General features: G+C 59.4%; 13 protein-coding genes and 2 pseudogenes. 8 read left to right on the forward strand and 7 right to left on the reverse strand.

Going from position 1 to position 26,106, the window contains the following annotated elements:
* From DyAD56_RS18645 to DyAD56_RS18670, 7 genes and pseudogenes are all read right to left on the reverse strand, one after another.
* Nucleotides 1–211, reverse strand: a pseudogene (locus DyAD56_RS18645) (IS3 family transposase); the annotation flags it as partial.
* Nucleotides 212–1,253: 1,042 nt separating this feature from the next.
* The gene (locus DyAD56_RS18650) at nt 1,254–2,552 is read right to left on the reverse strand and encodes a cation:proton antiporter (RefSeq protein ID WP_199179040.1); all 1,299 of its coding nucleotides are present in this window, start codon (nt 2,550–2,552) and stop codon (nt 1,254–1,256) included.
* Between the two features lie 423 nt (nt 2,553–2,975).
* A complete protein-coding gene (locus tag DyAD56_RS18655; protein WP_233202640.1) occupies nt 2,976–4,034 on the reverse strand; it encodes a slipin family protein in 1,059 nt (352 codons plus the stop codon).
* A 772-nt stretch (nt 4,035–4,806) separates the two neighbouring features.
* Complete coding sequence (locus DyAD56_RS18660) at nt 4,807–5,691, reverse strand: divalent metal cation transporter (protein WP_233202644.1); 885 nt, start codon at nt 5,689–5,691, stop codon at nt 4,807–4,809.
* A 106-nt stretch (nt 5,692–5,797) separates the two neighbouring features.
* Nucleotides 5,798–6,094, reverse strand: a pseudogene (locus DyAD56_RS24530) (divalent metal cation transporter); the annotation flags it as partial.
* Between the two features lie 181 nt (nt 6,095–6,275).
* Entirely contained in the window at nt 6,276–7,592 is a 1,317-nt protein-coding gene (locus DyAD56_RS18665; RefSeq protein ID WP_102304352.1) for a sodium:proton antiporter, read from the reverse strand.
* An 87-nt stretch (nt 7,593–7,679) separates the two neighbouring features.
* Nucleotides 7,680–8,885 (reverse strand): fatty acid desaturase, encoded by a 1,206-nt coding sequence (locus tag DyAD56_RS18670; protein WP_102304353.1) that lies wholly within the window; start codon nt 8,883–8,885, stop codon nt 7,680–7,682.
* 399 nt (nt 8,886–9,284) lie between these two features.
* Between DyAD56_RS18670 and DyAD56_RS18675 the strand changes: the two genes are divergently transcribed.
* From DyAD56_RS18675 to pgm, 8 genes are all read left to right on the forward strand, one after another.
* Nucleotides 9,285–9,437: a DUF3309 family protein gene (locus DyAD56_RS18675; RefSeq protein WP_199045343.1), complete on the forward strand. Its 153-nt coding sequence runs from the start codon at nt 9,285–9,287 to the stop codon at nt 9,435–9,437.
* A gap of 184 nt (nt 9,438–9,621) precedes the next feature.
* A complete protein-coding gene (locus DyAD56_RS18680) occupies nt 9,622–10,380 on the forward strand; it encodes an SH3 domain-containing protein (RefSeq protein WP_102304355.1) in 759 nt (252 codons plus the stop codon).
* Nucleotides 10,381–10,717: 337 nt separating this feature from the next.
* Nucleotides 10,718–19,390, forward strand: a complete 8,673-nt coding sequence (locus DyAD56_RS18685; RefSeq protein WP_233202642.1) for a glucoamylase family protein — start codon at nt 10,718–10,720, stop codon at nt 19,388–19,390.
* A 131-nt stretch (nt 19,391–19,521) separates the two neighbouring features.
* Entirely contained in the window at nt 19,522–20,913 is a 1,392-nt protein-coding gene (gene zwf / locus DyAD56_RS18690) for a glucose-6-phosphate dehydrogenase (RefSeq protein WP_102304356.1), read from the forward strand.
* Nucleotides 20,907–21,641, forward strand: a complete 735-nt coding sequence (locus DyAD56_RS18695; RefSeq protein WP_102304357.1) for a haloacid dehalogenase — start codon at nt 20,907–20,909, stop codon at nt 21,639–21,641. The genes zwf and DyAD56_RS18695 overlap by 7 nt, the downstream gene beginning before the upstream one ends.
* A gap of 2 nt (nt 21,642–21,643) precedes the next feature.
* Nucleotides 21,644–22,744 carry a transaldolase gene (gene tal, locus DyAD56_RS18700; protein ID WP_102304358.1) on the forward strand — a complete coding sequence of 367 codons (1,101 nt, stop codon included), beginning with the start codon at nt 21,644–21,646 and terminating at the stop codon, nt 22,742–22,744.
* Entirely contained in the window at nt 22,741–24,429 is a 1,689-nt protein-coding gene (gene pgi / locus DyAD56_RS18705) for a glucose-6-phosphate isomerase (protein WP_233176244.1), read from the forward strand. The genes tal and pgi overlap by 4 nt, the downstream gene beginning before the upstream one ends.
* Entirely contained in the window at nt 24,426–26,084 is a 1,659-nt protein-coding gene (gene pgm / locus DyAD56_RS18710; RefSeq protein ID WP_102304359.1) for a phosphoglucomutase (alpha-D-glucose-1,6-bisphosphate-dependent), read from the forward strand. The genes pgi and pgm overlap by 4 nt, the downstream gene beginning before the upstream one ends.
* Nucleotides 26,085–26,106: the final 22 nt, after the last annotated feature.

Genomic DNA, 26,106 nt, shown 5'->3' on the forward strand with positions numbered 1-26,106 from the left:
GTTGCGTCTCGCTGCTGGTCACGCCAGGACGTACGCCGGTATCGACCTCTTCACGCTTGATCCATTCCAGCAACGTCTGCGGCACGCAGCCAATCTTCGGGGCAATCGATTCGACCGCCGCCCACAGCGACGGATACTCTCCGCGATGCTCTTGCACCATGCGCACAGCGCGCTCACGGATCTCAGGTGAGAACTTGTTTGACTTCTTCATGGCTCCATCTTCTCAAGAGTTGGAGCCTCCACCAATCCCGGGGCGATTCAACGTCGTCGCCAGGAATTATTCCGTGAGGGCCTCCTTACCCATGCATCTGTAGCGTCGTGCTTAAACCTCTTGCTTCAGTCGCGTCACACGCCCGTGTAACACGATCAGGCGCATGATAGTGAAGCGCTGAGTTTACTCAGACTCAATGTACGCGCCTCAGCCGCTCGGCCCGAACTCTGCGCCACTGAGCTATCTCCGGCTTCGCTGGAGTTGCAGGCTGATGCTTGCTACGGCCGCGTGATGCGAGCCAACATTAAGGGCAACCTTATGAACGCCATGTACTTCATCCCGCCCAGGCCCTGCGAAGGTCAAGAAGCCAACCGTTGGCTATCTGGCTATTACAGCGCTTTTTACATGATGCTTCAAAAAGTTACCTATTTTGACAGGGATCGGAAGCCGCAAGAGCGACCGCGCGTAACGGCCACGAAGAGAACAACGCCCACAAGGAGCTCCTGAGTCGATGACTTGGTAACACCTTACGGTCGCGTACTGGCAGGAAGCGCTTCTTGATGCGTACGACTAACGGCACTCATTGATCTAGCCATGGCTTCGTCCTTGGCCATGTCGGGTGTCTACGTGGCGCCACGGAATAGCGCCACCATTTCCCCCATTCCTCCGACGCCACAGGTGTCGGACGACACCATGGACATGTCTGACCCGCATGCACGGGTCGTCGCCTCTGCAGGTACGACCAACGGCACGGGCAATCGGGTGGCCATACGATCTGTCCAGGCCGGCGCGTTACCCGACGCCCCAAGGCGATCATTCGAATCACTGGACACTAACCGCGATGGATTCATCAGCGAATCGGAAGCTGGGGTGTATTCGCCGCTAGCAAACGACTATCTATATTTGGCGCCAAGCGGAAGTCGTGGTGTGACGCGGGAGGCATATCGTCGCTGGCACCGATACTGTTTGATGGAGACACTGAAAACGAACCGCTGAAGCCCGACGGTAGGCTGCCATGAACGGGGCGGGCGGGAATGTCCCTTCACGCGATAGACAATCCTAGCGTTTCATCAGCGGGCGCACGGCATGCCCCATGCACGACGATGGACGCGACGATGGTGATCAACGTGATAGTGGTGAGTTGCTTCGCCAGGGCAGAAGTTATGCCCTGACGAATGGCGTACATCAGATAGAACACAGAGCCGACTCCCCTAATGCCGAACCAGGAAATCATGGCTAGCTGATAGAGGCTGCTCGAACCGCCTATCATTCCAGCAGTCACAGCCAGTGGACGTAACACCACCAGAAAGAGTGGAATGAACCACCAGGACAGTGCCGACGGTTCCGTATAAGCAAGTATGGCGCCGATGAGTAACACCAGTGTCAGCTCGGCAAGCTTTTCGAGTTGCACGTTGAAGCCATGTACGGCACGCGTCATGGCTGCGCTGGCATGGTGCGAATGTGCGGCCAGCGCCTTATAGGTGTGACCGTGCACTTCTTTTGATGTGCCCAGTGATGCACTTCCTTTGCTTGGCTGCTCTTCCACGCGCTGCAGCGCGAGCCCGGCAGCGAACACGGCAAGGAAGCCTGATGCAAGGCAAAGTTGGGCCACGCCATAGGCGATTGCGATCAGTCCTAGCGCCAGGAACTCGTCTAGTCCCACAGCCTGCCGATGGCGCGTACGCAGATAGACGACCAGTCGGCCTATCAACGCGCCGAGCGCAGCTCCGATCAACAGCCCTCCAGCGGTCCCCCAAAGCAAGTCGATCAGTACCCAGCGCAAATTGGCGCTGCCCAATTCATGCAGGCCCAACAGACCAAGCCCAAGCATCACAAACGGAAATGCCGTGCCGTCGTTCAAGCTACCTTCTCCCGCAAGGCTGAAACGGAGGCGATCCGGGTCCGCGCCGCGCTCCGTCCTGATGCCCGATGCCAATACGGGATCGGTTGGCGCCAGGATGCCGCCCAGCAGTACGGCCGCCCCAATAGGCATCCGCAGGCCCCACACGCCGGCCAAGGCGACCAGTCCCACCGTTATAGCCATCGAGACAAACGCCAACCTCAGCGGAACGATCCAGCGCCGGTCGAGCAGCGGCACTCCCATGCGCAATCCCACGGTAAAGAGCGAGATGAGTAGCGCGGCTCCGGCAACGTGCTCCAGCACATCGGCGTGCCTCAGTGGATCGAGCGTGATCAGCCCGAACCATTCTGGACCCAGTGCAAAACCGGCGCACAGATAGATCATCGCGCCACTCAACAGCAGTCGGGCTAGGATGGTGCCAGTAAGCACCATGGTGATGAGCAGTGTACCGATGAGTAGCGACCATAAAGCATCCTGCATGAGTTTCACCTGTCGGGAATGGCTACGCCTTCCGGACCTTTTATCGATCACGCTGGTCGGTACCTCGTCGATCACTTCATGGAAGGCGGAAACCGGATGCCGCGTGGTGTATGGGTGTGTGCGCGGGCCAATCCCGCTGTGGCCTAGTGCAAACTAACTGTTGCAAGCGCCAGCGGCAGCCTCGGATTCACAGTGTCGCCAAGCCGAGGCCAGGGAACGCTCGATAGAGCGGATCTGCAGAACACCCGTTGGATGGCGTTTGAGCTCAGTACGAAGTAGCTCATTCTCGTACAGTAGTCGACGATTTTGGTCGAGCAATACATCGAAGACTCTCTCCAGGCGATTGGATTCCGGCTTTCGATCTGTAGTCATGATTCCCCCATGAGCGTGTCACGAATATAGGGAGGGCCTTGGTTTGGCCCACTACGGTAACTTCTCGGATTTCTGGCTTGGCGTGGAAGGTGTCGTGGCGTCGTCTGATGCAAGTGCATAGCCACCCTCGGAAATCAGGTTATTCAATGCCCTGGCCAAGCTCCACTCCGCTGTCTTAACGGCGTCATGATCGACCTCGACTTCCGTGTCGATCGGTGTGTGCAGTGCAGTCAATTCACCGGCTACGCCATGTTGCTCTTCCGCACGCATGGCGGCGCTTCGTGCAGCGAGCGCCAATGCGGTGGCCGATGCTGGATTCATGCTGTCGACCATCGAACTGGGAATGAGGATGGTGGTGCCACGTTCCTTAGTCGTCTCATAGATGATATTCATCGCGCGCAACTGAAGGGCTGTCGGTTGGTCGGCGTAGATCTTCGCCGCACTGACAAACTTGCTCGCCATCTCAGCTTCGGCCGACCCAAGAATGATACGCGCCTGCTTTTCCCGCTCGGCTTGAGCCTGTCTCGACATGGCATCTTGCAGTGCGACGGGAATGGCTACGTCGCGTATTTCCACCGATCGCACCGTCAGACCCCATTCGAGGGTCTTGCGTCCGATTTCCGTGCATAGTGCCAAGTCCGCGGATTGGCGATCAGAGAGCAGAGACGCCAGCATCGACGAGCCAATCATCTCGCGTAGTGACGTTTGGGCCACTCGCGCGATGGCCTGTTGATAGTCCGTAATAGCAAGAGCGGCCTTTCTGGCGTCGTGCACGTGCCAAAAGATGATGGCATCCACGTTCACGGGTACGGTGTCGCGCGTCAGTGCCTGCTCAGCGTTGAAGGCGGTGGTCTGAATGCGCTCATCAATGACGGCCACGACATGATCGAGCACTGGGATGATGAGGAACAAACCAGGCCCCCGTACCCCCAGTAGTTTGCCGGCTCGCAGCACGACGAACTTCTGCCACGTGTTAGCCATTTTCAGTGATTGTGAAGCGATCGCGGCAATGACCCAGAAGCCGATCGCCGGGCCCAGACTGCCACGAGACATGTACAGGCCGCCGACGGCCGTCAGGGCGACCACGATGAATAGGGTTATGGCATTCACGGCTGCGCTCCCGCCCGCCTGGAGCGAGTGAGTGGTAGTGATTTACCTTCCCATTGGGAGGCACGCGTGTCGGTGCGCTGGCGCACCCATTCTGCGGATGGGACGCCGTTTTTCCCATCCAAGCCAGAGGGTAAGGAAGTGCGCTCAACGTGATCATCGGGCTCAGCATGGGAGGCGCCTACGCCAATATCACACGATCATGATCTTCTGGTGGTGAGACTGACCTAGCACTCGCTGAAATCTTCCATCTGTGCCGGAAAGCACGTCGATTCCGGTAAGACCAAACATCAGATCCGGCGGACACTGAACGTCTTTCTGGTACGGTTCCGATGCGAGCGGCCTGCTACTGCCAGGCCCCAGAGACAATATTCTGAGGAGGTCCGCTTCCGATCCAGAGCGGAGATCTCGTCATCCGCAAAATACCTAGATCGAGTCTTCAGCCGTTCTGCACCGAAGGGGATTTGTGGATCGTCGAAAACGGAGGGCCCTTTCCCATGGCTTTGCGCTCCTGGTTGTCCTGGGCCTTCTGGGCTGCACGCAGACCGACTAGTCAAAACTGGTTGAGCAGGCGGTCGACAAATTTAAGAGCGGTTCGACACGCAAGGGAGACAGTTCCCATCGAAGAAGGGGTTACTGGCGTCTTCGCCGGCGAGCGCGAGGCGGATCGGGAGGCGAAGATGGAGGGGCGTCGCCGAGCACTCGTAATGTCCTGACGTCAAGCCATCTCTCAGGAGTGGTGCGCTGGGAGCGATACGGTTGCCATTGCGGTTTGTCACTTCCCCCAGGTGGCGAACATAACGACTGCCGCCGTTGCCATCGCTGCTGTCGCGAGCCAGCCAAAGAGCTGTAGGAACCAAGGAAGCGTGAACTCGCCCATCACCTTGACCCGCGAGCTCATTAGCATCATGACAATCATCAAAGGTACAGCGACGACACCGTTGACCACTGCGCTCCAGTACAACGCCTTGACGGGGTCCAAGGGCGTGAAGTTCAGCGCCATGCCAACCACGCTCGCCACGATCAAAGCGCCATAGAAAAATTTTGCCTCGTGGGGCTTGTGCTCCAATCCCGCTCGCTGACCGAATGCATCTGCGGCAGCATAAGCCGTGGCGCCTGCCAATACAGGAACAGCCAGAAGGCCCGTGCCGATGATACCCGCGGCAAATAGACCAAATGCGAGCTTTCCTGCCAAGGGGCGTAACGCCTCAGCGGCATCGGCTGATGAATTGATGTCCGTTTTTCCGTGTGCGTGGAGTACCACGGCGGCGGTCAGAATGATGAAAAAGGCGATCATGTTCGAAAAGACCATGCCCACACTGGTGTCGATACCTATTCGCTGCAGTGCTTCGGGTGCTTGTGATGGTGATCGCTTCAATGGCCTTCTCCCGCTGCTCGGGCTCATCTCTTCTACTTCCTGAGATGCCTGCCAGCAAAATAGATAGGGACTGATCGTGGTGCCGAGCAAGGCAACTACGCCAACAGCATACTTGGCATCCCTTACGATGGGCGGCACGACAATGCTCCTGAGCACGGCCGTCCATGGCACATGAATAACCAGGACGGTCGCAACATATGCGAACAGGCTCAAGGTGAGAAATTTGAGGATTGGAGAGTAGCGCGAGAAAGGGATAAACATCTGAAGGAGCAGTGTGGACAATGCAAACACGGCCGCATATAGCAGTGCTGGACCGCCTATAAGGAGCTTCAATGCCGCCCCCCATAGCGCCAATATCCGCCGCTAAGTTGATGACGTTGGCGGCAACAATGGACACGACCAGCCCATAGACGAGTGTTCTGGGATAGAACGTGCGGATGCCGCTCATCAGGCCGCGTCCGGTCACACGGCCAATGCCTGCACTGATCGCCTGTATCGCGATCATCAAGGGAATCGTCAGCACGATGCACCAGAGCATTCCGTAGCCGAACGCAGCCCCCACTTGTGAGTACGTGGCTATGCCACTGGGGTCATCGTCTGCAGCGCCAGTGATCAATCCTGCACTGAGACGGCGCCATAGGGGAGGGCGATGCGTGCCGTTGGGAGCAACGACAGGTTTCTTCATGGCCGTTCTCTCGATGCGAAGAGGTCGGAACACATGCCCCGAGTTCAGCGGGAGTCGTGAGGGCCGTCCGTAATTTGGCAAGTTGGACGATGAGCACTTACAGCAACGTGGACCTTTGGACGGTATGGTTAGGGAGGAAGCTCTGGGACTCGACTTGGCTCCAACCTAAGGCCAGAAGTGCCTAGTCAGGTTGGCGTGGTGATGCGATGCGCTGTATGTACCATCGAAGTAGGGGCCGAATCGATACGCCATGTACAAGGATGGAGATAGCTACCGATGCGAGCGTAAGCGTGATTAACTCCTGTGCCAGGACGCCCGATACGCCATAGCGAATGGCGAACAACAGGTAGAACACCGAACCTATGCCGCGAATGCCAAACCACCCGATCATGGCTCGTTGCGATATGTCCATCGGCTCCCCAAGGGTGCCGGCGAGTACCGCCACCGGACGTATCACCAGAAATAGCAACGGAATGAACCACCATAAGGCGCTCCAGGGGGTGGTATAGGGAAGCATTGCCCCAACCAGTAGCACCATGGTCAGTTCGGCGAGCTTCTCCAATTGTCCATTGAAGCCGTGGACGGCATCCGTCATGGCAGCGCTGGCATGATGAGAGTGTGTGGCCAGCGCACCGTAGGCGTGCCGGCGGAAGTTCGGCGCTACGCCAAGGGATGTCGTCCCTTCGCGCGGCTGTTCTTTCACTCGCTGCAAGGCCAGTCCAGCAGCAAACACAGCCAGGAAGCCCGACGTATGGCATAGCTGAGCCACGCCGTAAGTGACTGCCACGATACCAAGGGATACGAACTCATCGAGACCTATCGCTTGCTGATGACGTGTGCGCAGGTGAACGATCAGTTTGCCAATCACCCCGCTCAGCGCCGCTCCGATAGCCAGTCCACCCCCTGTGGACCACATCAGGTCGACCGACCACCAATGCAGGATGCGAAGGTCATGCCCATGTTTGTCCAGCAAGCCGAGGCCAAGCAGCACGAAGGGAAAAGCAGTTCCATCGTTCAGTGCACCCTCACCAGCCAAACTGAAGCGGAGGCTATCCGGGTCGGTGCCGCGCTCGGTCTTGAAGCCGGACGCCAGCACTGGATCGGTTGGCGCAAGAATGCCGCCCAGCAGTACTGCTGCCCCCCAGGAAAGGCCTAGTCCCGACACGCCCACGGCAGCAATGAGTCCGACCGTGATGGTCATGGAGATGAAGGCAAGTCGTAGCGAAAGTATCCAGCGCCTGTCGAGTATCGGCACTCCCATCCTCAAGCCCACGGTGAACAGTGAGATGAGCAGCGCTACCTCGGCAATCCGTCCCAGTAAGCTGACATGGTGGCTCGGGTCTAGCTCAATCAGGCCCAGCGATGCCGGCCCGAGTGCATAACCAATGCAGAGATAGACCATCGCACTGGTAAGCAGGATGCGTGCAAGCGCGGCCCCGGTGAGCACCATCGCGATCAGCAGCGCGCCAATTAGGAGTGACCAGAGTGGGTCAGACATCTGCGCCTGTCCATCGATATCGACGATCGGGCCTTATTGGGTGCCGATTTGGCGCAAAGGTCAGCTTAGTGCTGCGGACTCGGATACTCATTCGTCCAAATGGTGAAGGTAGGTGCATGGAGCGACGATGCTATCGCTGAGGGATTGGGCGAATTGCTGGAGTGCTTCAATGCCGCTACCTTGGGCTTCGCGCACCCACTGGGAGAGTGCCTCAGCCGCATGGTCCTTATTGCGTGTCTCCATCAATGCCGCGAGCTGATTCCGCAGTCGGCATATCGTATGCAGGCATGGATGGGTCACGATCCAGGCATCGAGATGCTCACGCTCGTCCGCCGGAAGCCAGCGCCCACCGTCTGCCAGAGCGCGACGCAGGTGTATCGACAGTTTCGGGCTTCTGCCATCCCGGCACCGAAGCTCCTCGTGCACAACCGGTAAGGTGACTTTGCGGAAGAATTCAGTCATCACTTTCACCCGGGGAGTCAGTGCGACACGTCTCGCTGTTCTGGCCGCCATGTTCGTCTTGGCATCGAAGACGATGCGTCGGACGCGTGCCAGGCCGAGTAAGGAAAGCAGTTGGATCACCAGCCAACCGAAGTCGAATTCGAAGCGACGCACCGAGAATTTCGCCGAACTGGGAAAGGCGTGATGGTTGTTGTGCAACTCCTCACCTCCCATCCAGATCGCCAAGGGCACCATATTAGCGGACGTGTCTGGCGTTTCGAAGTTGCGATACCCTCGCCAGTGGCCCACGCCATTTACCACGCCGGCAGCCCAGAAGGGGATCCACATCATCTGCACGGCCCATATGGCCATCCCGCCAACGCCGAACAAAGCAACGCTGATGACGGCCAGCAGGGTGGGGCCCCAGTTGGAGTGAGGTGTATAGATATGGCGCTCAATCCAGTCATCGGTTGTACCGTGGCCATACGTCGCTAGCAGGTCAGGGTCGCTCCGTACCGCGGCATACAACTCCGCGCCCCTCCACAGCAATTGATGGATGCCTAGAATGTACGGACTATGAGGGTCTTGCACCGTGTCGGCGTGTGCATGATGTTTGCGATGTACGGCCACCCATTCCCTAGTGACCATCGCGGTCGTTAGCCAGCTCCAGAATCTAAAAATATGTGCGAGCGCGGGATGGAAATCGATCGATCGATGGGCCTGGCTGCGATGCAGATACAGCGTCACTGTAAGTATGGTGAGCTGGGTCATCACGAATAGATACAGCAGCAGCATGCCAAGCCCAACCTGGAGCAGGCCGTGCGAGGCCATATCGAGCAACCGGTCGAGCATGGGATTACCTCATATGAAGGGTCTGTGTCCTGTTGCAGCGTCGTGCGTTACGGATAACCTAATGCGCCGACGTTGCATCGGACGGGGAAATACCTTGTTCCTTCAATCCGGTGAGCATTGAAGATGCCGCGCTCAGGCCGCGCATAGATTAAAAGTGGATGGTGCGGCAAGCCGAGGTGATCGTCTGTTCTCAACCGCACATAGCACTTGAGTTCTCCCGTGCCAAAACGTCGCGTCGGCGTTCGTTACCGAACAGTACGATGCCGGTGACGAGCGTAGATTAGCTCCGCAACGTACGCATGGCGGATCGAAGCATCCGCAATCCAGAAGCGCCGTCGGTCGCGACGGTGAAGGAGATGCGGAGTCTGCTGCGCAGATTTAACGAGAGCCGACATGACTATTGGCACCATTCTTCTCGTGCTACTTATCCTCTTGTTGATTGGGGTGATCCCGAGTTGGCCTTACAGTCGTCAATGGGGCTACGGGCCAAGCGGTGGCTTCGGTTTGGCTCTACTCATCGTCGTCGTGCTTTTGTTCATGGGGCGCATCTAGGCATAGACGGGGAGGGGCTCTCGCCGCCCTTATGGGCGGCGAAGGCTTCTCTGCTCGTCAAGTCGTTCAGTCAGTCCACTGGACACTTACCTTCCGTGTCGATATAGCGGCTGTGAGCGCCAGCGCACCGTGATGAATGCATCAACAGCGTATAGCTGACGCCTAGCACAACGAGGGCAATCAGATGAAACGCTTTCATTCCATCACTGCACTGGGCTTCTCCATGTTTGTATTCGTATCGGCCATGGCGGCCGATGGCTATGTCACGGGGCAAGTCGATATGCGCGCTGGACCGGACTCCAGCTATCCGGGTGTTGTCACGCTAGGCGCAGGCACTGAAGTCTCCATTCAGGGCTGTGTGAATGGTTGGTCATGGTGCGACGTCATTACGGGTGGAGATCGTGGCTGGGTGGCCGGGAATGATCTGCAGGAGGACTATCAGGGGCAGCGAGTTCTCATTCCGTCCTATGGTGTCAAGATCGGCATCCCTATCATTACCTTCGTCTTTGGAACCTACTGGGACAACTACTACCGCAATCGTCCGTGGTACGGTCAGCGAGAGCATTGGAGTCATGTGACTCCCAATTATCGTCCCGTGGCGGTCACTAAGGACTATCGCCGCGGCGAGGGTGCGGTGCACAGCGCTCCGGCAAATGACGCAGGTCAGTCTCATGCCAATCCTGTTGCTTCTGTCAGTCAGACAGGGCCATCTGCCGCGCGTACCACGCCCGCCGCACACACCACACATCAGGCTACGGGAGCGCCGACTGCAGCGTCGCAGTACCACGCGGTCGCTGCTGGACACACTGTTACACAGGCGAAGGCCAGTCCACTGCAGGTACCTTCAGTGCACGCAGCCCCTGAGCAAAAGGCGTCGCGACCTGCCTCGCCCGCGAAGTCAGGCACGAAAGAAGAGGGCGGCAATGACAAGGGCCAGCATTGAGTCTGTCCGGCCATGAATATATCCGTGCGGGCCACCTAAAGGCCTTGCACGCCATCGTGTGAGTTCACTGCCGGCCTAGATCGTAGGTTGGCGATCTAGGTTTGGCTGTACTGGCGGTTAAGCCCGCAGGTACCCACGTGCTTGGTTGCATATCCCCTGGCTCGGGTGATCTGGATTCGTTCATGACGCTCTAGGGCGTGGCATGTGTCTCACCTTCACGTGGTTCTCCCTGCCTGCAGGGTAAAACTGTCAATGCTGGATAGAGGGCTGCGGCATCCGCAGGCCTTATTTTCCGTTGATTCGCCGCTCCGCATGATTTCTAGAGGGACGGTGACTTTTGAAGATCAGCAATCCGTTCGCTTCGTCCTCGTTCCGTCGCCTCAGGGCTACCTTCCGCCGACAGCTGCGATGGCGGCGACATATCGAGCACACGCCGGAGCCGACCCTGCGCTCGGAGTTGTTCAGTGCCGATCAGATGGATCTGTACGGCACAGCGCTGGCTAATGCGCATCGGTCTAGCGCCAAATCGCGTGACAATTCCTTGTTGGCCCGTCTCGCCGACAATAAGTTTGTGCTCGCGCACTCCTGTGCCAGGCTCACTCATGCCCATCGTGCGGATCGTCGCATCACACCGGCCGCCGAATGGCTGCTCGACAACTACTACCTGATCGAAGAGCAGATTCGCATCGCTCAGCGACATCTCCCCAAGAGCTACAGTCTTGAACTACCACGATTGCTCACCGGGCCGTCGGCCCGGCTACCGCGTGTCTACGATATTGCGCTGGAGACAATTTCCCATGGTGATGGGCGCGTTGATAGTGAAAGCCTGAGCCGCTTTGTCACCTCTTACCAGAGCGTCAGGCCACTTACGCTGGGTGAATTGTGGGCAATTCCGATCATGCTTCGGCTGGCCCTGATCGAGAACCTTCGGCGCGTGGCTTCCCGCGTGATGGTCGATTGGAATGACCGCAACCTGGCCGATCAGTGGGCCGACCGCATGACGGAGATTGCCGAGCGCGATCCCAAAAGTGTCGTGCTCGCCGTGGCCGACATGGCGCGATCCCATCCGCCCCTGGCCAGCTCCTTCGTGGCCGAATTGACGCGGCGATTGCAGGGGCAGGGGCCTGCGCTGGCGTTGCCCCTGAACTGGATCGAACAGCACCTTGCCGAATCGGGTTTGAGCATCGAGCGGCTCGTGCAGATGGAGGCGCAACAACAGGCGGCCGACCAGGTCTCCATTGGCAACAGCATTGCTAGCCTGCGGATGCTTTCCGCCCTGGACTGGCGTGAGTTCGTGGAAGCCACGAGTGTCGTCGAGCACATCCTGCAAGACGATCCTGCGGGCGTCTATACATCGATGGACTTCGCTACGCGCGATCACTATCGGCATGTCGTGGAATGGTTGGCACGGCATAGCGAGCTATCCGAGACCGACGTGGCGAAGATGTCTATCGAGCTTGCTAGGGCGCGCGCGCAGGCGGGGGCAAACAGAGAAGTAGAGGCGCACGTCGGCTTTTACCTGGTTGATCGGGGATTGCCTGTACTCGAAGAGCGTATCGCTGTAAGACAGCCTTATGGCGCCGTCTGGCAGCAACGGGTTAAACGTGCGCCGCTGACGTTCTATCTCGGCACGACCGTGCTCCTGACGGCGGCGCTGGCATGGCCTCTGCTGGCTAGTCTTGCGAACAGCGGCATCCATGGTCTCTGGCGCTTGATGGTCACCTTGCCCATAGCCCTGATAGCCAGCCAGCTCTCGATAAGTCTGGTCAACTGGCTGGCGTCCATCGTGGTCAAACCGCAGATGTTGCCGCGCATGGACTATTCGGAGGGCCTGCCCAACGAAATGCGTACCTTGGTGGTAGTGCCCTCGATGTTCTCCAGTGCGGAAGATGTGGACGAGCTGCTCGAGGGTCTTGAGGTTCGTTTTCTCGCCAATCGCGACGAGCATCTTCATTTCGCATTGCTCACTGACTTCACGGACGCGCATGTGGAGGTGACGGAGCAAGACGCAGGACTGCTTCAGATGGCGGAACGCAGAATCGACGAGCTCAATGAGACCTATGCGAAGACGGATATCGATCGCTTCTTCCTCTTTCATCGCCCCCGCCGCTGGAATGCCATCGACAAGGTCTGGATGGGCGCCGAGCGCAAGCGCGGCAAGCTGGCCGATCTAAATGCCTTGCTTCGCAGTGGCGATACGGGTCGATTTTCCTTGATCGTCGGCCGCATCGCCGGGCTCATGGATGTAAGGTATGTGATTACCCTGGATGTGGATACCCAGCTGCCACGAGGCGCGGCGCGCCAGTTCGTCGGCGCCATGGCCCATCCACTCAATCGCCCGGTCTTCGACAAGGATAGGCGGCGGGTCGTGGCGGGCTACGCCATTCTCCAGCCGCGGGTGGGCATCAGCCTGCCCAGCGCCGTGCGCTCGGTCTACGCAAGGTTGTTTGGCAGTGATGCGGGCATTGATCCCTACACGCGAGCCGTGTCGGATGTCTACCAGGATCTGTTTCGAGAAGGGTCGTTCATCGGCAAGGGGATCTACGACCTCGATGCCTTCGAGCGCGCGATGCAGGGGCGCTTTCCAGACAACAGCATTCTCAGTCACGACCTGATCGAGGGCTGTTATGCGCGATCGGGCCTGATCAGCGACGTGCAACTATATGAGGAGTATCCCTCGCGCTACAGCGCGGACGCCAAGCGCCGACATCGTTGGATCCGAGGCGATTGGCAGTTGATTCCCTGGCTGCTTCCACGTGCACTGGCGCCGAACGGGGCGACGAAGTCAAGCCCATTGTCGGCGCTATCGCGCTGGAAGATATTCGATAACCTGCGGCGCAGCCTGGTTCCACCCGCGTTGCTGGCGTTGCTCCTATTGAGCTGGCTTGCCATGTCATCCGTGGCCTGGTGGACAATTGGCGTGCTGACAGTCCTGTTGCTGCCGCCGTGGCTGACGTCGGTGCTCGGCCTGTTGCAGAAATCGAGGGACTTGCCGCTGGATCAACACCTTCGCGTGGCGCTGCATGCCGCGGCTCAACATTTCGTGCGTGCCTTGCTCGTATTGGTGTGGCTGCCGCACGAAGCGTTTTATAGCCTGGATGCGGTCGCAAGAACGCTGTGGCGTGTGCTGATAACGCGGCGTCACTTGTTGCAGTGGAGTGCATCCCGGGAAATCGAACGTGCCAGCGCGACTTCGTTGGCGGGGATCTATCGGCGAATGTGGGTGGTGCCGTGTCTCGCGGTGATCGTTATCCTGGCATTGGCAATGCGGCGGCCAGTGGCGTTAGGCGTGGCGGGACCCATTCTGCTGTCGTGGTTGGTTGCGCCGGCTATTGCGTGGTGGCTGAGCAAGCCTCCCGCGCGCATCGACTTTGAGCCCGCCGAGCACCAACTACGCTTCTTGCGCGTACTGGCGCGCAAGACCTGGGCGTTCTTCGAGGCGCATGTCGGGCCACGGGAAAACTGGCTGCCACCAGACAACATCCAGGAGAAGCCTTCGCCAACCGTTGCGCACCGCACGTCGCCTACCAATATGGGTTTGGCGCTGCTGGCGAATCTCGCGGCTTACGATTTTGGTTACCTGACGTCAGCTCGGCTGATGGAGCGCACCGCCTGTGCCCTCGACACTATGCAGTGCATGGAGCGTCATCGGGGACATTTTTACAACTGGTACGACACCCTTTCGCTGCTGCCACTTCCCCCGCATTACATCTCCGCCGTCGATAGCGGCAATCTTGCCGGTCATCTACTGACGCTCCGCGCTGGCCTGTCGGCATTGGCGGATGACCCACTATTTGATGCGCGCCTTCTCGATGGACTGGTCGATACGCTTGAGATCTTGCTGAGCGAATTTGCGGTACGTGGTATCGATACGCGTCTGCTAGGCGATTTCCAACTGCAGCTTGATGGTGCTCGTGCAGCACCACCGGTGTCGCTCATTGAGGCGGAAGCCTGCATGAGTCAACTGCTTGCGGAGTGCGAGGCCGTGGCGATGTCTTTGGAGCTCAATCCGGAAGACGAGCCCGGCTTCTGGCTTGTGGCATTGCTTATGCAATGTCGTGATGCCAGTGTCTACTTTGGCCGTTTCGTGTCCGGTCCGGCTGATGATGAAGGCGTCTGGCAGAACAGTATCCCGTCCCTGCGGCAGCTGGCGGGGGGAGGGATGGGACGGGACACGGGTGTTCCGTCGCAGGTGTCAGCACAGGCGCAGCGGGCAGCCGTGGAATGCATGGCGCTGATTGCCCGGTTGGTGAGGCAGCTGGGTGAGCTCGCCACCATGGATTTCGGCTTTCTTTACGATACGCGCCGCGATCTGCTGACCATTGGCTACAACCTGGACGAGCGTCGGCTCGATGCGGGCTATTACGATCTGCTCGCCTCCGAGGCTAGGCTTACCAGCTTTGTCGCCATCGCGCAGGAGCAGCTGCCGCAGGAGAGTTGGTTCACGCTCAGCCGTTTGCTGACGACGGCGGGTGGCGAGCCGGTGCTGCTTTCCTGGACGGGCTCGATGTTCGAATACCTGATGCCCATGCTGGTGATGCCAAATTACGAGGGCAGCCTGCTTCATCAGACCTGCCGTGCCGCCGTAGCCCGGCAGATCGAGTATGGCAATCAGCGCGGTGCGCCCTGGGGCATCTCCGAATCAGGGTACAACGCGATGGATGCCCGCATGAACTATCAGTACCGCGCCTTCGGCGTTCCTGGCTTGGGTCTCAAGCGCGGCCTGGGTGAAGAGTTGGTGGTGGCCCCGTACGCCACGGCACTGGCATTGATGGTGGCACCCGAGGAGGCGTGCGCCAATCTGCAGCGACTTGCCAGTGAAGGACTAGAGGGACGCTTCGGTTTGCATGAGGCGATCGACTACACCCCGGCTCGTTTGCCACGTGGGCAAAGTTCGGCGGTGATCTTCTCTTTCATGGCCCACCATCAGGGCATGAGTTTGTTGGCGCTGGATTACGTGCTTCGGCAGCAGCCCATGCAGAGGCGGTTCGAGTCCGACCCGAGCCTGCAGGCGACGCTGCTCCTGCTGCAGGAGCGCATGCCCAAGACAGCGATGGAGTATCTGCACACCGCCGAGTTCTCCAATGTGCAAGGGCCGGCGCCCGCAGCGGAGTCCACCCTTCGCGTGTTCACCGACCCAGATCGGATGAGGCCGGCGGTGCAGTTGCTCTCCAATGGTCAGTATCACGTCATGGTGAGCAGCGCAGGGGGTGGCTACAGTCGCTGCCGGGATATGGCCGTGACGCGCTGGCGCGAGGACATCAGCCGCGATAACTGGGGCATGTTTTGTTATCTGCGTGATGTGGCCAGCGGGGAATGCTGGTCCGCCATGCACCAGCCGATGCTGATGAAGACGGACCATTACGAGGCGATTTTTTCAGACGCGCGCGCGGAGTTTCGCGTGCGCCAGTGCGATTTCGATGCGCATACCGAGATCGTCGTGTCGCCCGAAGACAATATTGAGCTTCGTCGTATCCGGTTGACTAACCGGGGGCGGGCGAGGCGCACCATCGAGATAACCAGCTACGCCGAGGTGGTTCTGACGCCGGCCATCGCCGACGCATTGCACCCAGCCTTTAGTAACCTGTTTGTGCAAACTGAGCTGATACGCACGCTACAGGCGATTATTTGCACGAGGCGGCCGCGCTCCAGTAGCGACTTTGTGCCCTGGATGTGTCACCTGATGGCGGTGCATGATGCGGATATTGATGCGATCTCGTATGAGACTGATCGTGCCCGCTTTATCGGCCGTGGCCATAGCCTAGCGGACCCTGCCGCCATGGACTCATCCGCCGACGGCACTGGTCGTCTATCGGACAGTGAGGGGTCAGTACTCGACCCGATTGTAGCCATTCGCTGCCGAATCACGCTTGACCCGGAGCAGTCTGCTTTGGTGGATATGGTCACGGGAGTCATCGACAGTCGAGAAGCTTGTCTACACCTGATCGAGAAGTATCGCGACCGGCATCTGGCCGATCGTGTATTCGACCTAGCTTGGACCCATAGCCAGGTTTTGCTGCGGCAACTCAATGCCAGTCTGGCCGACGCGCAGCTATATGAGCAGATGGCCGCCTCCATCATTTACGCCAGCGCGCCATTGCGTGCGGAGGCAGGAATTTTGCGTGCCAATCGACGAGGGCAATCTGGTTTGTGGGGGCAGGCGATCTCTGGCGACCTGCCCATTGTGCTCTTGCGCGTCTCCAATGCCTCCCGGATCGAGCTGGTACGCCAAATGGTCCAGGCGCACGCATATTGGCGACTCAAGGGCCTGGCTGTGGATCTGGTGATTTGGAATGAGGATTACGCTGGCTATCGGCAACAGTTGCAGGATCAGATCATGGGCTTGATCGCATCTGGGGTCGAGGCGAGCCTGATCGATCGGCCCGGCGGCATCTTCGTGCGCTCAGCCCAGCAACTCTCCCATGAGGATCGCATCCTGGTACAGGCAGTTGCGCGCCTGGTGCTTACAGACAATCGAGGCAGCCTTGTAGAACAAATCGGGCGTCGCCAGTTGCGCACAAGCCCGGCGCGCCTGCAAATCACAGAGAGCTGGATTTCCGAGTTTGACCAGACTACCCCGACGTCCGATGCCTTGCCTGACAGCCTGCAGCTGAACTGCCCCTATGGCGGATTCAGTGCCGACGGCACCGAATATGTCATCACTTTGGCGGCGGGCCAGTCCACGCCAGCCCCATGGGTCAACGTATTGGCAAACCCGCAGTTTGGCACCGTCGTCTCTGAAAGCGGTGGTGCTTATACATGGGCGGAAAACGCGCACGAATTCCGCTTAACACCCTGGGGCAATGATCCGGTTACCGACGCCAGTGGCGAAGCCATCTATCTGCGCGACGAGCAGACCGGGCGCTACTGGTCGCCGACACCGTTGCCACGGCGAGGCGAGGGCGCATATCTAACGCGGCACGGTTTTGGCTATAGCGTATTCGAGCACCAAGAGGCCGGAATTCGCACCGAGCTATGGATCTACGTCGCGCTGGACATGCCGGTGAAGTTCATGGTGCTGAAGGTGCGTAATGGTTCGGGTCGCTTGCGGCGACTATCTGCTACAGGCTATGTCGAGTGGGTGCTTGGCGACCTGCACTCGCGGACGGGCATGCACGTGGTTACAGAGTCGGACCCGGTGACTGGCGCCATGCTCGCGCGTAATGCCTACAACACAGAGTTTCCTGATCGCGTGGCATTTTTCGACGTCGACAACCCTACGCGTAGCGTGAGCGGCAATCGCAGTGAGTTCCTTGGCCGCAATGGCAGTATGCGCAATCCAGCGGGAATGGAAAATGCAACCCTATCAGGCCAGGTGGGCGCTGGGCTGGATCCTTGCGGGGCCATCCAGATCCCCTTTGAACTGGATGATGGCGATGAGTACGAAATTATCTTCCGGCTCGGAATGGGCGCCGGCACCAAAGCGGCGATTGAGCTCGTGCAACGATGTCGTGGACTCGGTAGCGCCGCGGCCGCACTTGATGCAGTGCGACTTCATTGGCATTGGACGCTTGGCAAGGTTCAGGTCCATACGCCGGATCGAGCGGTCAACGTACTGGTCAATGGCTGGCTAATGTATCAAACCATTGCCTGTCGTTTTCTCGCACGCAGCGGCTATTACCAGTCCGGTGGCGCCATCGGTTTTCGTGACCAACTGCAAGATTCGATGGCCATGGTGCACGCGGCTCCGTATCGCGCGCGTCAGCATTTGTTGCTTTGTGCCGCACACCAGTTTCCTGAAGGTGATGTTCAGCACTGGTGGCATCCGCCGTTGGATCGGGGCGTGCGCACCCGTTGTTCGGACGATTATCTCTGGCTGCCCCTGGCAGCGAGTCGCTATGTCGTCACGACAGGGGATCGTGGTGTGCTCGACGAAATGGCCGTCTATATAGAAGGTCGACTGGTTAACACGGACGAGGAGTCCTATTACGATTTGCCCGCACGGTCGGAGCTGCGTGAAACGCTCTATCAGCATTGCGTTCGGGCCATTGAACACGCCGCTCCGCGCGGCTCACATGGCCTGCCGTTGATCGCCTGTGGCGACTGGAACGATGGCATGAATCGTGTGGGCGAGCACGGGCGCGGCGAGAGTGTTTGGCTCGGCTTCTTCCTCTACGACGTGTTGCTTCAGTTCGCTCCAATCGCGCGTTTTCAAGGTGATGCACGATTTGCAACGCGCTGCGAAAGCGAGGCTGTGCTGCTAAAGAGGAACCTCGAACAGCATGGCTGGGATGGCGCATGGTACCGGCGCGCCTACTTTGACGACGGCACACCTCTTGGCTCGGCGGACAACGACGAATGCCAGATTGACTCCATCGCACAAAGCTGGTCGGTGCTGTCGGGCGCTGCAGATGATGCTCGGCGGAGACAGGCGATGAGATCGCTGGAGCAGCGACTAGTGCGTCGCGACATTGGGCTGGTCCAATTGCTGGATCCTCCGTTCGATCGCTCCACATCTGACCCCGGTTACATCAAGGGTTATGTGCCGGGCGTGCGCGAGAACGGCGGACAATACACCCACGCCGCCATCTGGGCCGCCATGGCCTTTGCCAAGCTGGGCGACGGCGAGCGGGCATGGGAGCTGCAGCGCATGATCAATCCAGTCAGCCATAGCCAGACCACCGAGACCATGGAGATTTACAAGGTCGAGCCATACGTGATTGCTGCGGATGTCTACGCTGCAGCCACCCACGTCGGACGCGGCGGCTGGAGCTGGTACACCGGCTCGGCAGGCTGGATGTATCGACTACTGGTGGAGTCGCTGCTTGGCCTGCGCATGGAAGGCGAGTATCTGTACATTGCACCGTTGTTACCGGCCGACTGGCAGTCGTTCAAGCTGGATTATCGTCACGCCGAAACGGATTACCACATCTCTGTCACCCGAGACGACGACGGCGAAGGTGGCGATCAGATCAGTCTTGATGGTGAACTTCAGGGTGGCCAATGCATCTTGCTGACGGACGATGGCATAGACCATTACATCGATGTGTGGTGCCGGTTGGCTACCTAGGACAAGCGTCACATCATGGCAAGGTCATAGATGCCCGATCTTAACGCGACATGGGCCATGCTCAGGATTCGTCAACCGCGTTGGCTATAGCGGTTGCCCGCCTAAAGCCATAAAGGAACCCGCAACCCATCATGACGAGCCCTTCCTCTGATGCGTTTGTTTTCTTCGGTGCGACCGGTGACCTCGCGTACAAGAAGATCTTCCCGGCATTGCAGGCCATGATTCAAGCGGGTGAGCTGGACATGCCGATCATCGGCGTGGCCCATGCCGGCTGGGGGCGAGAGCAACTGCAAGAACGTGCGAAGTCCAGCCTGGACGAATACGGTGGATTCGACGACGTTGCATTCGCCAGGCTCACCGCGCAACTGAATTACATCGACGGCGACTACAACGATGCAGCGACCTACAGCCAGCTCAGGCAGACGCTAGGTGAAGCACAGCGCCCGCTGCACTACATGGCCATTCCGCCCAGCATGTTCAGCACGGTGGCGCAGGGGCTGGCAAAGGCGGGTTGCACTAAAGGCGCACGGATCGTGGTTGAGAAACCGTTCGGGCGCGACCTGACATCGGCCAAGGCGCTGAATCGCACGCTGCATAAGGTGTTCCCCGAGTCGTCGATTTTTCGCATCGATCACTATCTAGGCAAGGGGGCCGTGCAGAACCTGCTTTACTTCCGTTTTGCCAACACCTTCCTGGAGCCGATCTGGAATCGCACCTACGTCGACAGCGTGCAGATCACCATGGCTGAGAGCTTTGGCGTCGAGGGTCGCGGCAGCTTTTACGAAGAAACCGGCGCACTTCGTGACGTGGTGCAGAACCATCTGCTGCAGATCACTGCGCTACTTGCAATGGATACGCCGATCGGCCATGACGCCGCCGCGATGCGCGACGAGAAGCTTCGGGTATTCCAGGCCATGCGCCCACTAGATCCCCGGGAAGTCGTGCGAGGACAGTTCAAGGGATATCGCCAGGAGAAAGGTGTTGCGCCGAAGTCCCAGGTCGAAACCTTCGCGGCCTTGCGTCTGCATATCGATACCTGGCGCTGGGCTGGCGTGCCGTTCTATATCCGTGCCGGCAAATGCCTTCCGCTCACGACCACCGAGGTCATGGTAAATCTGAAGCGCCCGCCGCTATCCGTGTTCGATGAGATCACGCCGGCGCAGTCGAACTACTTTCGCTTTCGGCTCAGTCCCGAAGTTGTGATATCGGCTGGTGCGCGCGTCAAGCAGGCGGGCGAGGCAATGCGCGGCGAAGCCGTGGAGCTTATAGCGCGGCATCAGCCCTCGCAGGAGGAACAGCCCTATCGGCGACTGCTTGGCGATGCCATCCGTGGCGATGCCTCGCAGTTCACCAGCGACGCCTGTGTCGAGAGGGCGTGGGCCGTGATTGATCCTGCGTTGGGCGGGGCCGAGCCTGTGCATGAGTATGCCGCCGGCAGTTGGGGGCCCGCATTGGCGGCCGATCTCGTGACGAAGGGAGGGGATTGGCACGATCCGAGGGCGGAGGCGACGACGCCATGTTGACGACGCGTCCACTGGTGTTCCTGCTCAATGTCGACAATACCTTGCTCGACAATGACCGCTTTGCGGCTGACCTCGCGGCACGGCTCGATTGCGACTTCGGCAAGGAAGAGCGCGAACGCTATTGGTCCATCTACGCCAGTCTGCGGGACACACCGGGCTACGCCGATTACCTGGGCGCGCTACAGCAGTTCCGCCCCGACAACGGTAACGAAGCGGCGTTATTGCAATTGTCGTTCTTTCTGCTCGATTACCCCTTCGTTGAGCGGGTCTATCCGCACGCACTAGAGGCCATTCGATACCTGGAAGCGATTGGTACATCCGTCATTCTTTTCGATGGCGACATCGTGTTTCAGCCGCGCAAGATCCAGCGCGCTGGTCTCTGGGATGCCGTGGAGGGCCGCGTGCTGGTCCATGTGCACAAGGAGAGCATGATCGACGCGACACTGCAGCGCTATCCCGCTGCACATTACGTCATGGTCGATGACAAGCCGGGATTGCTAGCTGCGGTCAAACGAGTGCTTAGTGGCCGAGTCAGCACTGTGTTCGTTCGCCAGGGATACCACGCGGCTGAAGCGACGCAGGTCTCGCTCGACCTCGCGCCCGACTACACCATCGACCACATCAGCGATCTGTGGGGATTGGCGCGCGCGGATTTTCCCGCCATCGCCAATCTCCATGTCGCCCGCGCCAGTCGCGACGGCACCACTAAGGCAGCCCCTCCGGAGTAGCCATGAAACCCACCCGTCGACTGCACGATCTCGGCCAGAGCCTGTGGCTGGACAATATCACCCGAGAGATTCTCGATAACGGCATCTTGCGTCGTTACATCGACAATCTCTCGATTACCGGCCTCACCTCCAATCCCACGATCTTCGATGGAGCTATTGGCAGCGGCCAAGCATATGATGCAGCCATCCGCGAGAAAGTGAAGGCCGGGAAATCTGGCGAAAGCCTGTTCATGGAGTTGGCGCTGGAGGATATCAGCCGTGCCGCCGATATGTTCCGGCCCGCGTACGAGGCCAGTGGCCATGTCGACGGCTGGGTTTCGATGGAAGTGTCGCCGTTGCTTGCCAGTGATCCCGCCGGCAGCATTGAGGCGGCGAAGCGGATTCACACGCAAGCGACTCGGCCCAATCTACTCGTGAAGATCCCAGGCCTCCCTGAGGGGCTTCCGGCTATTGAGGCATCCATCTACGCAGGCATACCGATCAACGTGACGCTGCTGTTCTCCTGCAAACAATATCTTGCCGCCGCAGAGGCCTATATGCGCGGCATCGAGCGGCGCATTGAAGCCGGACTGGATCCACGAATCGGCTCGGTGGCCTCCGTGTTTGTGAGCCGCTGGGATGTAGCAGCCAACGACAAGGTACCAGCCGAGCTGCACAACAATCTCGGTATCGCGGTTGCCCAACTTACGTATCGCGCCTATCGCGAGCTGCTCGCCACGCCGCGTTGGCGCAAGCTAGCCGACGCAGGCGCGTTGCCCCAGCGCCTGCTGTGGGCGAGCACAGGCACGAAGGATCCCAAGGCTTCGGACACGCTATATATCCAGGCATTGGCGGCTCCGGACACCGTCAACACCATGCCGGAGAGAACCTTGCTGGCCTTTGCTGAGCACGGCGCGACGGATGGCGTTATGGACGTAGACGGCGGCGATGCCGAGAACGTCTTGGCCCGCTTTGAGCGGGCGGGTATCGACATTGATGCGCTGGCAAGCCGGTTACAAAGCGAAGGCGCGCAATCCTTCGTCAGGTCTTGGCAGCAATTGCTGCGGCGTATCGTGGACAAGGGTGCCGGGCTTTCCACGGCCACGCAGCGAGCCGCGTCATGATGCCTTCTCCCATCACATCAGCCGCTGCGAGCCTGACATGGCTGCCGGCCTGGCTGGCGCTATTGCAGCACGCCAGGCAGATGGATCGTAACCATCTTCGTGAACTGTTTGCCTTTGATCCGGCTCGCAGCGAGCGGCTTCATGTCGAGGCCGTTGGCATGTATTTCGATTACTCCAAGCAACGCGTCACTGATGAAATAATGCGCTTGCTGCGCGAGCTGGCCGACGCCTGTGGTTTGAAGCAGCGCATGGAAGCCATGTTTCGGGGCGACAAGATCAATGCCACCGAGAGGCGAGCTGTCCTGCATATTGCTTTGCGCGCACCGGTGGGAGTGCGCATTGATGTCGACGGAAAGAATGTCGTGCCGAAGGTGCACGATGTGCTCAATCGCATGGCTGATCTGGCGGCACGTGTACGCGACGGAACGTGGCTCGGCTATACCGGCAAGCCCATTCGCCATGTCATCAGCATTGGCATCGGCGGGTCAGACCTTGGGCCTGTCATGGCCTATGAGGCGCTTCGCTACTACAGCCAGCGGCAGATGACCTTCGGGTTCGTCTCCAACGTAGATGGGACGGATTTTGTCGAGACAACGCGTGACCTGGATGCGGCGGAGACGCTTTTCATCATCTGTTCCAAAACCTTTACGACGCAGGAGACGCTGACCAACGCGCATGCGGCGCGCGAATGGTGCCTGCGCGGACTGGGGGGCGCCGACGCCGATAATGGCGGAGCTATCGCCAAGCACTTTGTAGCGGTATCCACGAACGCCGAAGCGGTCGCCAAGTTCGGCATCGATACCAGTCATATGTATGGATTCTGGGATTGGGTGGGTGGCCGCTACTCGATGGATTCCGCGATCGGCCTGTCGACGATGCTGGCCATCGGTGCGGCCCATTTCCACGAGATGCTTGCCGGCTTCCACGCGATGGATGAGCATTTCCGTCAGGCGCCGCTGGAAAGCAATCTGCCAGTGCTGATGGGGTTGCTCGGCATCTGGAACAATAATTTCCTCGGCGCCTCGACGGTAGCCGTGCTTCCTTACGAGCAATACCTGAAGCGGTTTCCAGCCTACCTGCAACAGTTGACGATGGAGAGCAACGGCAAGCACGTGACGCTCGACGGTGCGACGGTGGACTACGAAACCGGTCCGATTTACTGGGGCGAGCCGGGTACCAACGGACAGCATTCGTTCTATCAGCTGATTCACCAGGGCACCCGTTTGATCCCGTGCGATTTCATCGGCTTCTGCCAACCGTTGAACCTGCTGCCGAACGGACACGGCGGTGACCAGCACGACTTGCTTATAGCCAACCTGATCGCGCAGAGCGAGGCCCTGGCATTCGGCAAGTCCGCTGATGAAGTGAAGGCGGAAGGCACTGCTCCCGATCTGGTGCCCCAGCGAACGTTCGAAGGAAATCGGCCGAGCACTACGATTCTTGCTGAGCGACTCGACCCCTACACGCTAGGCACGCTGGTGGCGCTGTATGAGCACAGCGTGTTCGTGCAGGGCGTGATCTGGAACATCGACTCGTTCGACCAGTGGGGCGTGGAGCTTGGCAAGGCATTGGCCAAGCGCGTGGAGGGTGAGATCGCCAGCAAAGACGCCAGTGGTCTCAATCACGACAGTTCCACCAACGCGTTGATTCGACGGTATCGTCGGTTACGCGAGGTGCGATCGTGAGTACCACCGTCAGTCCGCTGGCAGGAAAGCTGGCGTCGCCTTCCCTGCTGGTCGATGTGGCCAAGCTGCTGGCTGCATATACCGAGCTTCGCCCCGATCCGTCGCTGCCGTCGCAACAGGTGGCCTTTGGCACCTCCGGTCATCGGGGCAACTCGTTCGATCGCAGTTTCAACGAGTGGCACGTGCTGGCGATCAGCCAGGCGATCTGCGAGTACCGCAAGGGCGCGCAGATCAACGGTCCGCTCTATATGGGCCTGGACACCCACGCGCTATCGCAGCCGGCCTTCGAAAGCGCGCTGGAGGTGTTGGCCGCCAATGGCGTGGAAACCATGATCGCTTGGGGTGGCGAGTTCACGCCGACACCCGCTGTGTCCCATGCCATTCTGGGCTACAACTACCGGCGAAGCGCCGGGCTAGCCGATGGGATTGTCATCACGCCTTCGCACAATCCGCCCGACAACGGTGGCTTCAAGTACAACCCGCCCAACGGTGGCCCGGCCGACGTCGATATCACCGACTGGATCCAGGAGCGGGCCAATGCCCTGATGAGGGATGGCATGCACGAGGTGCGGCGCATGCCGTTCACGCGGGCCCGCCATGCGTCGACCACGCATGAGTTTGACTTCCTCGATGCCTACGTCGGCGATCTCGGCAGCATGATCGACTTCGACGCGATACGTGGTGCCGGCATCCACATGGCAGTCGATCCGCTTGGCGGTGCTGGCGTGCACTATTGGGCACCGATCGCAGAGCGTTACCGTGTCGACCTCACCGTGGTCAGCGAGGAGGTGGATCCGCAGTTCGGTTTCATGACCGTCGATTGGGACGGCAAGATCCGCATGGATCCATCGTCGTCTTATGCCATGCAGCGGTTGATCGGGCTGAAGTCCAAGTACGACGTGGCTTTCGCCTGCGATACGGATCATGATCGCCACGGCATCGTCACGCGTAGCGGCGGTTTGATGGTGCCAAACCAATACCTCTCGGTGCTGATCGACTATCTGTTCAACCACCGTCCGCAATGGGATGCCAGGGCAGCCGTCGGCAAAACCCTGGTAAGCACCGCGTTGATCGATCGTGTCGTCAAGCGGCTGGGCCGGCGACTCTATGAAGTGCCGGTCGGCTTCAAGTGGTTCGTGGATGGCCTGCTTGACGGGTCGCTGGGGTTCGGTGGCGAGGAAAGCGCCGGTGCGTCGTTCCTTCGCCGTAACGGCGAGGTATGGGCCACCGACAAGGATGGCATCGTGCCAGCCTTGCTGTCGGCAGAAATCACGGCTCGCCGCGAGGGCGATCCGGCCGAGCAATATCAGGCACTCGTTCAAGCCTTGGGCGAGCCCGTCGCTAATCGCGTCGACGCGCCCGCGACAGCCGAGCAGAAAGCGCTGTTAGCCAGGCTTTCGCCCGAACAGGTGCCAAGCACCACGCTGGCCGGTGAGAAGATCGAGAGCGTGATCGACCGCGCACCCGGTAACAACGCGCCCATCGGCGGCATCAAGGCTTCCACTGCCAGTGGTTGGTTTGCCGCACGGCCATCAGGCACTGAGGACATCTACAAGATCTATGCCGAAAGCTTCAAGGATGGCGCGCATCTGCAATCGATCTTGCAAGAGGCGCAGCAGATCGTCGATGCGGCACTCAAGGTCCGTGCGACCTGACTCCCAGCGCTGATCCTTCCTT

Origin of the sequence: Dyella sp. AD56 (assembly GCF_002878475.1) — a bacterium.
In the GTDB taxonomy this organism is placed as follows: Bacteria; Pseudomonadota; Gammaproteobacteria; order Xanthomonadales; family Rhodanobacteraceae; genus Dyella.

What these genes read in the sequence shown, in the direction of transcription:
- DyAD56_RS18650 (WP_199179040.1), bottom strand. Translation starts at nt 2,552, where the DNA reads ATGCAGGATGCTTTATGGTCGCTACTCATCGGTACACTGCTCATCACC.
- DyAD56_RS18665 (WP_102304352.1), bottom strand. Translation starts at nt 7,592, where the DNA reads ATGTCTGACCCACTCTGGTCACTCCTAATTGGCGCGCTGCTGATCGCG.
- DyAD56_RS18670 (WP_102304353.1), bottom strand. Translation starts at nt 8,885, where the DNA reads ATGCTCGACCGGTTGCTCGATATGGCCTCGCACGGCCTGCTCCAGGTT.
- DyAD56_RS18680 (WP_102304355.1), top strand. Translation starts at nt 9,622, where the DNA reads ATGAAACGCTTTCATTCCATCACTGCACTGGGCTTCTCCATGTTTGTA.
- zwf (WP_102304356.1), top strand. Translation starts at nt 19,522, where the DNA reads ATGACGAGCCCTTCCTCTGATGCGTTTGTTTTCTTCGGTGCGACCGGT.
- DyAD56_RS18695 (WP_102304357.1), top strand. Translation starts at nt 20,907, where the DNA reads ATGTTGACGACGCGTCCACTGGTGTTCCTGCTCAATGTCGACAATACC.
- tal (WP_102304358.1), top strand. Translation starts at nt 21,644, where the DNA reads ATGAAACCCACCCGTCGACTGCACGATCTCGGCCAGAGCCTGTGGCTG.
- pgi (WP_233176244.1), top strand. Translation starts at nt 22,741, where the DNA reads ATGATGCCTTCTCCCATCACATCAGCCGCTGCGAGCCTGACATGGCTG.